Source organism: Catenibacterium sp. AM22-6LB (assembly GCF_003435615.1).
GTDB lineage: Bacteria > Bacillota_I > Bacilli_A > Erysipelotrichales > Coprobacillaceae > Catenibacterium > Catenibacterium mitsuoka_A.
On record NZ_QTUM01000069.1, the window covers coordinates 1 to 10378 of the forward strand.

Sequence of the window (10378 nt, forward strand, 5' to 3'; positions counted from 1 at the left end):
AAAGCTTATTCGAGAACAGAGAAGTCTTTCTCGAAAGTATGAAAATCTAAAGAAAGGAGGGTCCACTCAAAAGAGAAATATACAGAAACAAAAGCTTAAGATACAGAAGCTTCATCAGAGAATCGACAATATTCGTACTGATTACATCAATAAGATAATCGCAGAGATAGTGAAAACCAAGCCATCTCATATAACGATTGAAGATCTAAACGTATCAGGAATGATGAAGAACAGACATCTTTCAAAGTCAGTTGCTTCGCAGAAGTTTTATAAATTTAAGACAAAGCTCCAAGCTAAATGCAAGGAGTATGGAATTGAACTTCGAATAGTCGATAGATGGTTCCCATCATCTAGAACATGTCATTGCTGTAAAAGTATCAAGAAAGATTTAAAGCTTTCAGATAGACTTTTCAGATGTGACTGTGGTTATATCGAAGACAGAGATTTCAATGCCGCACTTAATCTGAGAGATGCTACGACTTACGAAGTTGCATAAACAAACGCAGACGTAGGTATGTACCGAAGGCTACTTCGGGAATTTACGACTATGGAGTGTACTTGAACTTGTGAGTAGATATGATCTCAGTCAGTCGAAAGCATACACAATAAAATAGTAAGTAATGTTCGTGAGAACTTACATTATCTCGATGTGGGTATATTAAATCACATTTTGAGTGGCAGAACTATGGAAAGTAAAACTATAATCACTTGCCTTAAACAAAGGTAAATCATTATAAGAATCACCAATACCAAGCATCTCATCCGCATTGAGATGTTTTTTCATTGCCTTTACACCTGTTCCTTTAGAAACACCTTTTACTACAATATCAATAGAATTATTATTCTGATATCCAGATAATAGAGGATATCTCTCATTAACATCTAATACATAAGAAGCTGCTTCCTTATTTGTATCAAAGACTAAAGAAATACTATAAACCTTTAAGTCTCCAATATCTTCAAAACTATCAATAAGAGTTAATAAAGGATTATTATAATAACCAGTTGCATAAAAATGATGCAAATCATCTGTCTGTACAATAATAGTTGCTTTATTTATATAATAGTTGAATATATCTTTGGCTAGATTCTTATCTATAATATGTTCTTCTATCATTTTCTTATTTCTATCTAATAACAAAGCACCAGAAGAAACAATATAGAAATCAAAAGAAATATCCTCTATATCAAATAAACTACATATAGGTCTTCCTGTATATACACCAAACATATTCTTCTTTTGAAACATATGAATGGCTTCCTTATCCTTATCTTTAACTTTTCTATCAAATACTAAAGTCCCATCTAAATCACTCGCAAAAGCTTTCATTCTTATACTCTCCCAATGTATTGATAATCAATTGATGATCTTCATCATGGGCAAGTCCTGATACAATCACACACCCACGTAACTCACCTTTTATGATAAGTGGAAAACCTCCACCACATATCGCGATAGTAGAATCATTCTCATCATATACATGTCTTTCTTCTTGATCTAGAAACACATAATAAGTGCTATGTTGATATCGTTCCACTGTATTCTGTTTTCTATCTAACCATTCCACACCCTTTTTGCTAGGCATCAGATACTGGAACACAATATCTCCATCTAATACAATTCTAATACGTACTGGTTTACTTGTTTTCTTTACTATTTCATTTCCAATACAATATGCATCTTCTGCATCAAAATGATCAAAACTTAATTCTTCCTCTAACTTTAATACATCTTCTTTATTCATGTTCATCACCTTATTCATTTCTATCACAAATCATCTTACAATGAAACAGTTTACATATGTATAGAAACAAACGTTCTTTTATTCTTACTTATTGACAGAATTGATTGAACTAAAAGTTCAATCATTTACCTGATGATAAATAATCGCATAAAGATTACTTAAGACATATTGAAAAGCTAATTGTGAATAGAATGTACTAATTCTATTTTTCTTCTCACAATCAGGAATCACAATCAAATCATCACAATAAGGCATTAATACATTCTTCTTATTCGCAGTAATAAGTCCAATTCTCACATGATTCTTGCTCAATGTCTGAACACACTCTAGAAGTCTTTCTTGCCCTCTATAACTGATAATAAGTGCATAATCATCCTTGTTCATACGTTTAGAAATATGTCTTTCTTCTCCAAACTGTGTCGCAAGAGTAGGAAATATATTTACTTTTACAAGCTTATTCGTAAAATTAATCACTGTAGTCTGTGTATCCCCATAACTAAACAAAAAGATACGTTTCTTATGAATAATCTTATCTGCCATAGACTTGAGTACATCTATGTCTAGACTTGAATACACCTGCTTAATACTCTCCTGATACAAAGAAAACATATTCTTCATAATCTCTTCAGTTGTTTCATTAAACTGAAAAGGTGTCGTATAATCCACGTTCTCTACAATATACTTATTTGCTTCTCTTTCTTTAATTAAATCTACCTTTAAAGCCTTATATCCACTATAACCTGCTTTACGGCATAATCTAATAATAGTCGCATTAGAAGTATAAGTTTTTTTCGCTAAATCATTAATAGACAACTCTTCTAATAAATCTAAGTGATTCATTAAATAATCAATCACTTCTTTTTCAGTTTCTGTATACTTATTCTCCTGTGATATATCTAGTATCATGGGCTTCACCTCTCTTTCTATTTTAAGTGAATTTTCTTTGATTAAAAGAGTAAATGACAACATATCTTTTATTATATTTCTATGATATCATGTATTAATCTTTTAGGAGGGAATAAAATGAATCAGACACAAGATTTCACTAAGGGAGTGATCTGGAAACAATTACTTTTTTTCTTTTTTCCTATTCTTATAGGAAGTTTCTTTCAACAATTATATAACACTGTTGATACAATCATTGTTGGACAGGCATGTGGTACAAGCGCACTCGCTGCTGTCGGTTCAACAGGAAACTTAACGAGTTTAATCGTTAACTTCTATGTAGGCTTATCTACAGGTGCTTCCGTAGTCATCGCCCAATACTATGGTGCACAAAATGATAAGAAAATCCATCAAGCAGTACATACATCTTATACACTTGCGATTGTTAGTGGCATACTCATGATGCTTTTTGGCTTATTCTTCTCATATCAATGTCTAGATGCCATTGGTACACCACATGATATATTGAATGATGCCACTCTCTATATGCAGCTTTACTTCTTATGTATGATTCCAGGTGCAATCTACAACATCGGTGCAGGAATCTTAAGAGCAGTAGGGGACAGTAAAAGACCACTCTATTACTTAATTATATGTAGTATTGTGAATGTTGTATTCGACTTTATCTTTGTAGTCATTTTCCATCAAGGTATTGCTGGGGCAGCTATCGCAACAGTCATTGCTCAGTTTGTCTGTGCCATACTTGTCACTATTCAATTAATGCGTACAAATGAAGTCTACAAGCTTACATTATCAAAGATGAAGTTTCATCTACCTGTACTAAAGAAGATTATTATGATTGGTGCCCCTGCTGGTATCCAATCTACAATGTACAGTATCTCAAACATTGTCTTACAGAGTCATATCAATGCTTTTGGTACACAAACAATCGCTTCATGGTCAGTTTATGTAAAAATAGATGCCCTGTTTTGGATGATGATTGCGGCTATTGGTGCAGCAATCACAACATTTAGTGGACAGAACTATGGAGCTCATCTTCATGATCGTATTAAAAAGGGTACAAGAACAGCCCTTGCTATGGCTTTTATTATGACTATTTCAATCAGTACAATACTCTGTTTAACAGGCAGTTATATCACAAGATTATTCTCATCAGATCCACATATTATTGAAGAATGTTATAGCTTAATGTTGTTCTTAATGCCATTCTATTTCTTATATTGCTGTGTTGAAATATTCTCAGGTACTATGAGAGGATGTGGGGAATCCATTAAACCAATGATATTAGTATGCCTAGGTATATGTGTACTACGTATTGCCTGGCTTACATTCATTTCACCACACTATCCAACTATTAAAGGTGTTGTTGTTTCTTATCCAGTCACTTGGTTTACGACCTCACTACTCTTTATTATTTACTATAAACACTTCAAAAAGCATCGCTTTGATGCCTAACTAGGAAACAAAGTTCAACTTTGTTTCTTTTTTAATACAATTTTAATAATATATTTTCATAGTGATAAAAATTCTTTGACATATATTAAGAATTGGTGTAATTTATAAACATAAAAGAAAAGGGGGATTCATGTGAAAGGATTTTTTGAAAATTTAGGTTTTTTTGCCAGTCGATTCAATCAGGCTATAGTGATTACGATTGAATTATCAATTATATCATTAGTAGCTGCGACTATTATTGGAATCATTGTTGGATTAGTCAATACTTCAAAAAGTAAGTCAGTGATCATGAAGATATTAAAATCAATCGCCAACCTTTATATTTATATCATTCGTGGTACACCAATGCTTGTACAAATATTGATTATATATTTTGGCTTGGGACAGATGTTAAGACCTACAGGATTTAGATGGTTAAATATTGGGGGTACTTTTACTGCTGGTACTGTTGCTCTATCACTTAATGCCGGTGCTTATATGGCAGAAATCGTCAGAGGTGGTATTGAAGCAGTAGACAAAGGACAGATTGAAGCAGCCAGATCGCTTGGCTTAACTTATGGTAAAACAATGAAGAAGATTGTCTTACCACAGGCTTTAAGAACGATGTTACCTTCAATCATCAACCAGTTTATTATTTCTATTAAGGATACTTCATTATTATCTGTTATTGGTCTAACAGAATTGACTAACGTTGGTAAAACAATTGCCGCAACGCAGTCAGCTCATATGATGGTTATTTATTGTTTTATGGCTTGTTATTATTTACTTATCTGTACAGTACTTGCACAGGTATCAAAAGTTGTAGAAAAGAGGTTATCTTATGGCAAATAAAAAAGTCTCTGTCAAAAACCTAAAGAAGAACTTTGGCTCTTTAGAGGTTTTAAAAGATATTTCTTTGGATATTAATGAAGGTGAAGTTGTCTGTTTAATTGGTCCTTCAGGATCAGGTAAATCAACATTCTTAAGATGTTTAAACCGTCTTGAAGATATTACAAGTGGTAGTGTCATCGTTGATGGAGAAGATATCACAGATCCTAAACTTGATATTAATAAGAAGAGAGAAAACATTGGAATGGTATTCCAGCATTTCAATCTTTTCCCACATATGACAGTCAAAGAAAATATAATGCTTGCACCTGTTGAACTTAAGAAGATGACAAGTGCAGAAGCAGAACAAACTGCTTATCAATTATTAGAACGTGTTGGTCTAAAAGATAAGGCAGACAGTTATCCAGCACAGTTATCTGGTGGTCAGAAACAAAGAGTTGCTATTGCAAGAGCCCTTGCAATGAAGCCTGATATTATGCTTTTTGATGAACCAACAAGTGCGCTCGATCCAGAAATGGTTGGAGAAGTACTCGCTGTAATGAAAGATCTTGCAAGTCAGGGTATGACAATGGTTGTTGTCACTCATGAAATGGGTTTTGCGAGAGAAGTAGGTACTAAAGTTATATTCATGGATGGTGGATATATTGTAGAGCAGGGTAATCCATATGATGTCATCAATCATCCACAGCAGCAAAGAACAATAGATTTCTTAAACAAAGTATTATAAGGTATCAACACATAAGTGTAGATATATAAGGGAGGAAACGATTATGAAAATGAAGAAGTTCGGTGCTATTGTATTAGCAGGTTTAATGGCAGTTTCATTAGTAGGTTGTGGAGGAAATTCTAGTAGCAAGAATGAAGAAAAGACTTACATTATTGCGACTGATAAAACATATCCTCCATTCGAAATGGAAGATGATTCTGGTAAATTAGTTGGTGTCGATATGGACTTAATCAGAGCTATTGCCAAGGATCAGAAATTCAAGATTAAGATTAACTCATTAGGTTTTGATGCTGCATGTACAGCACTAGAATCAGGTGAAGCTGATGGTGTTATTGCAGGTATGTCAATCAATGATGAAAGAAAACAAAAATATGATTTTTCAGATCCATACTATGAAACAGGTGTTTCAATGGGCGTTGCAAAAAATTCAGGTATTAAAGGTTATGCTGATTTAAAAGGTAAAACTGTAGTTGCTAAAACATCTACTGCAGGATTAAAATATGCTCAGTCTATTAAAGATAAATATGGATTCAAACTAGAAGTAGTAGAAGAATCTACATTCATGTTTGAAAAAGTTAAATCTGGTGAAGCAGCTGCATGTTTTGAAGATTATCCAGTATTAAAATATATGGTTAAGACAGGTCAGTTAAACTTCGATATTCCTTGTGGTAAAGAAAGTCCAGCAAACTATGGTTTCGCAGTATTAAAAGGTGAAAACAAAGAATTATTAAAGAAGTTCAACAAAGGTTTAGCTAAACTAAAGAAGAACGGTGAATACGATAAGATCGTCGCTAAGTATGAATAAGACTTGTTAAAGAGTGATAAGATATATTTCTTATCATTCTTTTTTTATGATATACTTTGTCTATGAAAAAAATGAACTCTATACCACTTATTTGTGGTTTATTATCTATCGCAACATTTTTAATCTATTTTTATAGTGCCAATCACGCTCCTTATTCTTATACAGATATCATCCTGCTTGGCCCCGTGTTTTCTTTTGTAGGACTTATCTTTTCTATTATTACTAGAAAAGAAAGAACACTTATTTGGTGGCTAGGCTTATTACTATGTATCTTAGGCTTTTTGGTATGTATCATGGTATTCATGATATTAGTAATGTTTCTAATCTCTTAGGAGGAAGTTATGAAGAAATTAATTAGATGTTTATTTATCGTATGTATATTATGTTTTTCTATTTCCCCTGTTTATGCAAGAGCGGGTGGAGGTGGAGGAGGATCAAGTGGAGGTGGTGGAGGAGGCAGTGGTTCTCCATCCCATCATTCTTCTTCTCCTGTAAGATATGTTGATACACCCGAAAGACGTATTGCCAGTTTAATAACTTTTTCTTTTATATCATATGGTTTTTCATATATGAAAAAATATCGTCGTAGATATAAAGCTATCTCCATGCATAAGGATATGAAAAGAGGACTAGCAGAAAAGAATAACTCATCCTTTGATGAAAAGAAGATGAACGAAGTAGTCGCTGATTACTATTACACTATTCAGAATGCATGGAATGATAGAGATATGGATATTCTTAAACAATGCCTTTCTCAGTCTTTATATGACCAATGGGAAACAAAACTTAACTGGTGGGAGTATGAAGGTATACGTAATGAACTTTCTGATATCAGACTTCTTAAAACAATGGTTGTAGAAGTAGGTGATGACTATTTCTGGTCTTATATAGAAGGTAAGATGAGAGATAGAATGATCAAAGGTAATGAAGTTACTCAGGATAATAAAGGAATCTTTATTGAATACTGGCGCTTTATAGTAGAAGATGACAGGATTTATTTAGATGAAATCAGGCAGGAAGATGAAGTCTAAGTTGACCTTGTGAAATAATTGTGTTACAATACAACCAACAAAGGAATATTTTATAGCATGTCATTCACAAAGCATTAGCTATACGTATAAAAAGAAATTCTTTTTTGCGTACGCTAATGCTTTTTTGTTTATTTTTGGAGGTAAAAATAATGGAATATATTAAGAAATACCAGTCTCCTATTGGAAACATTACTATGGCAAGTGATGGTGAATCACTTATTGGTTTATGGTTTGAAGATGATAAATACTATGCAGATATCTTAAAGGAACCAGTAGAACAGGATTTACCAGTCTTTGATCAGACAATTGCCTGGTTAAATCTATACTTTGATGGAATCGTTCCTAACTTCTGCCCACCTATTAAGATGCAGGGAACACCATTCCAGAGAATGATCTGGACTATTATCCAGCACATCCCTTATGGTGAAACAATCACTTATGGTGATATTGCGAAAGCTATCGCAAAATATGGTAACAAGAAAGAAATGTCAGCACAGGCAGTTGGTGGTGCTATTGGTCATAATCATATTGCGTTAATCATCCCTTCACACCGTGTAATTGGTTCTAAGGGTAACTTAAAAGGCTATGCTTCTGGCGTAGAAAAGAAAAAGAAGCTTCTCCTCTTCGAAAAAGCCTCAGTTATTAACAGCAGTATGAGAATAGATACAAGACTTGCATAATGCAGGTCTTTTTTTACGCGATGAAGTCAAGAAAAAGAGGTCTTATGCATGAAAAATCAATAAATTAGAGTACGTCTTACTAAAGAAGAGTTTGATGCGGAAATTGAAGAAAGAACGCATGAAATAGTCTTTTATTTTCTTCTTTAAGAATCCCATATTATTCCCATGCTTTTTAAAGATAATACAACTAGGGGGTAATTTGTTCTAGTCAAAAAGCAGCTAGATTAACCTCTAGCTGTTTTTCTCATGATTAATTGTGCGATTATTACTACTACAACAGATATTCCACATATCATCAATCCTGGTGTTCTAAGTATTGATGGATCAAAGATGACTGTACGATTCAAATAAGAACTAGCCCCTTCACTAATTGCGAGTGGCATAATATAGCTTACATTTAGTCCAGATAAAACACCTGTTACACCTAGTGCAGTGAGGCCATATAACTTATCTACAATCAATTGAATCAAGCACAGTACAATAAGTATAACACCCATAATCATTCGATTAGAATCAAGTGTTAACTGATAGAAAATCTGTATCATCTTCAATCTTTTAGGAGATTGTTTACTAATATAATCATCTACATACTGATCAATACCTTGAGATACTAAACCAGAAGAAATTAATTTAGTAAGTGATGTTTTTAATATATTAGGTAATGTAATATCTGTATCCTTCTCAACAATATCAAAACATTCCTGTGCCAGATTATTGATATAAGGTGTCATATCTTCTTTATTATCTTCACCTGTAGCCATCTGTTTAATAATAGCCTGACTATATTTACTTGTTAGTGCGGTCATAGATTCAGATTGACTAATATCTGCTTGTATCTTTTTTATAGTTATGTCAGGAAGACGGTATGTGTATTGGTTAATAACTGTCATAACCTTATTTGTCATTTCCTGGGTAATTTCATCATTCTGTATAGCACTATTTATAATACTTGGACAAAGCATTGAGAAACATAATACATTCACAAGAATGAAAATAAGAATATCTAATACAATTGTACGTAACATACGCATAAATATCACGCTCCTTTACCCTCATTATAGAAAAACCACACCACATGTCAATATGTTATAATGGATGAAAGAAAGGGTGATTATATGGATTTTTTAGATTTTTTAAAACAAAGAAGAAGCTATAGACAATATACTGGAGAACCTGTAGAAAAAGAATTATTGGATAGAATTGTAGAAGCAGGATTACTTGCACCAAGTGGACGTAATATCAAACCAGAAGAACTCATTGTAGTCACTGATCCAAAGCTATTGACACAATTATCTCAATGTAGAAAAGCAGGAAGTCAGATGCTAGAAGGGGCAGGTGCCTGTATTATTGTATTAGGTGATGAAGATAAGACGGATGTCTGGGTAGAAGACTGCAGTAATGTCATCTTGACTATGCATTATATGGCTTCATCACTAGGTCTTGGCAGCTGCTGGATTCAGGGAAGAAATAGAGTATCATCTACAGAAGATTCAACTGAGGACTATATTAGAAATATCTTTCATTTTCCAAAGAATCTACGTTTAGAAGCACTATTATCGGTTGGACATATTGATCAAACATTACCTGCCAAAGAAGTAACAGAAGAATTGTTAAATAAAGTACATACACCAAAGTATTAAAATACCTGCTCATTGATGAGCAGGTATTTTAATACAGGTATTTATTCTGTTTGAAAGGTTTGTAATCATAGAAAATGATATTTCTGCTATTTTCTATTATTTCATAATATAAGACTGTTTTGGTAGTTGGCATGACATACTTATATTTGTTTGTTTGAACCTTCTGGCCAATATGTGGATTGGCCTCAACTATTCCCTTGACTTTTCGTAATGCTTTGGTTAGAAAGATTCCTATAGAGAAGTTTCTGAATCTAATATAGTTATAATAATCAATGTTGTCTATAATTTCTATAATGTATGGTTCGATTTCAATATCAAAATTTAACTCCATACTTTTCTTCTCTGTCTTTTAAGAATTCATCAAAGCTAATGGTTTTAAAATCTTTACTCTTTTTTCTTTCTTCATAAGCAGCTACTGTCTGTAAATCTTCGTATTCTTCATCAGTTAAACAAGTATAAGATACACCATTAATAATTACTGTTCTGTTTTCCATATCCTATCACTGCCACTCAAAATGTGATTAAATATACTCACATCGAGATAATGTAAGTTCTCACGAA

At 33.0% G+C, this 10378-nt stretch carries 14 protein-coding genes; 9 read left to right on the forward strand and 5 right to left on the reverse strand.

Annotated features, from left to right (window positions below; translation table 11 throughout):
- Nucleotides 1-496, forward strand: a 496-nt coding sequence (locus DW269_RS11120) for an RNA-guided endonuclease TnpB family protein (RefSeq protein ID WP_147321700.1), incomplete at its 5' end; no start/stop codon positions are given.
- Between the two features lie 162 nt (nucleotides 497-658).
- On the opposite strand, the gene DW269_RS11125 is transcribed toward DW269_RS11120, so the two are convergent.
- The 3 genes from DW269_RS11125 to DW269_RS11135 form a co-directional block, all read right to left on the reverse strand.
- The gene (locus tag DW269_RS11125; protein WP_117459963.1) at nucleotides 659-1330 is read right to left on the reverse strand and encodes an HAD-IIB family hydrolase; all 672 of its coding nucleotides are present in this window, start codon (nucleotides 1328-1330) and stop codon (nucleotides 659-661) included.
- Nucleotides 1311-1745 carry a heme-binding protein gene (locus tag DW269_RS11130; protein WP_117459964.1) on the reverse strand — a complete coding sequence of 145 codons (435 nt, stop codon included), beginning with the start codon at nucleotides 1743-1745 and terminating at the stop codon, nucleotides 1311-1313. Before DW269_RS11130 ends, DW269_RS11125 begins: the two co-directional genes overlap by 20 nt.
- Before the next feature lie 117 nt (nucleotides 1746-1862).
- A complete protein-coding gene (locus tag DW269_RS11135; protein WP_158546362.1) occupies nucleotides 1863-2651 on the reverse strand; it encodes a MurR/RpiR family transcriptional regulator in 789 nt (262 codons plus the stop codon).
- A 117-nt stretch (nucleotides 2652-2768) separates the two neighbouring features.
- Between DW269_RS11135 and DW269_RS11140 the strand changes: the two genes are divergently transcribed.
- The 7 genes from DW269_RS11140 (at nucleotide 2769) to DW269_RS11170 (ending at nucleotide 8177) form a co-directional block, all read left to right on the forward strand.
- Complete coding sequence (locus tag DW269_RS11140; protein WP_233502498.1) at nucleotides 2769-4106, forward strand: MATE family efflux transporter; 1338 nt, start codon at nucleotides 2769-2771, stop codon at nucleotides 4104-4106.
- A 132-nt stretch (nucleotides 4107-4238) separates the two neighbouring features.
- Nucleotides 4239-4937, forward strand: coding sequence for an amino acid ABC transporter permease (locus DW269_RS11145; RefSeq protein ID WP_117459969.1), 699 nt, complete (start codon nucleotides 4239-4241; stop codon nucleotides 4935-4937).
- On the forward strand, nucleotides 4927-5661 hold the full coding sequence (locus tag DW269_RS11150) for an amino acid ABC transporter ATP-binding protein (protein WP_117459971.1): 735 nt from the start codon (nucleotides 4927-4929) through the stop codon (nucleotides 5659-5661). The genes DW269_RS11145 and DW269_RS11150 overlap by 11 nt, the downstream gene beginning before the upstream one ends.
- Before the next feature lie 43 nt (nucleotides 5662-5704).
- A complete protein-coding gene (locus tag DW269_RS11155) occupies nucleotides 5705-6466 on the forward strand; it encodes a transporter substrate-binding domain-containing protein (RefSeq protein WP_117459973.1) in 762 nt (253 codons plus the stop codon).
- A gap of 62 nt (nucleotides 6467-6528) precedes the next feature.
- Complete coding sequence (locus DW269_RS11160) at nucleotides 6529-6798, forward strand: hypothetical protein (RefSeq protein ID WP_233502499.1); 270 nt, start codon at nucleotides 6529-6531, stop codon at nucleotides 6796-6798.
- 9 nt (nucleotides 6799-6807) lie between these two features.
- Nucleotides 6808-7497, forward strand: coding sequence for a TIM44-like domain-containing protein (locus DW269_RS11165; protein WP_117459975.1), 690 nt, complete (start codon nucleotides 6808-6810; stop codon nucleotides 7495-7497).
- Nucleotides 7498-7646: 149 nt separating this feature from the next.
- Nucleotides 7647-8177 (forward strand): methylated-DNA--[protein]-cysteine S-methyltransferase, encoded by a 531-nt coding sequence (locus DW269_RS11170; protein WP_022425436.1) that lies wholly within the window; start codon nucleotides 7647-7649, stop codon nucleotides 8175-8177.
- 224 nt (nucleotides 8178-8401) lie between these two features.
- Here DW269_RS11170 and DW269_RS11175 read toward each other — a convergent pair whose 3' ends face one another.
- Nucleotides 8402-9208: a hypothetical protein gene (locus DW269_RS11175; protein ID WP_117459977.1), complete on the reverse strand. Its 807-nt coding sequence runs from the start codon at nucleotides 9206-9208 to the stop codon at nucleotides 8402-8404.
- Between the two features lie 84 nt (nucleotides 9209-9292).
- Between DW269_RS11175 and DW269_RS11180 the strand changes: the two genes are divergently transcribed.
- Entirely contained in the window at nucleotides 9293-9817 is a 525-nt protein-coding gene (locus DW269_RS11180; protein WP_233503292.1) for a nitroreductase family protein, read from the forward strand.
- A 314-nt stretch (nucleotides 9818-10131) separates the two neighbouring features.
- Here the strand turns inward: DW269_RS11180 and DW269_RS11190 are convergent, their stop codons facing one another.
- A complete protein-coding gene (locus tag DW269_RS11190) occupies nucleotides 10132-10311 on the reverse strand; it encodes a hypothetical protein (protein WP_006504963.1) in 180 nt (59 codons plus the stop codon).
- Between the last annotated feature and the right edge of the window lie 67 nt (nucleotides 10312-10378).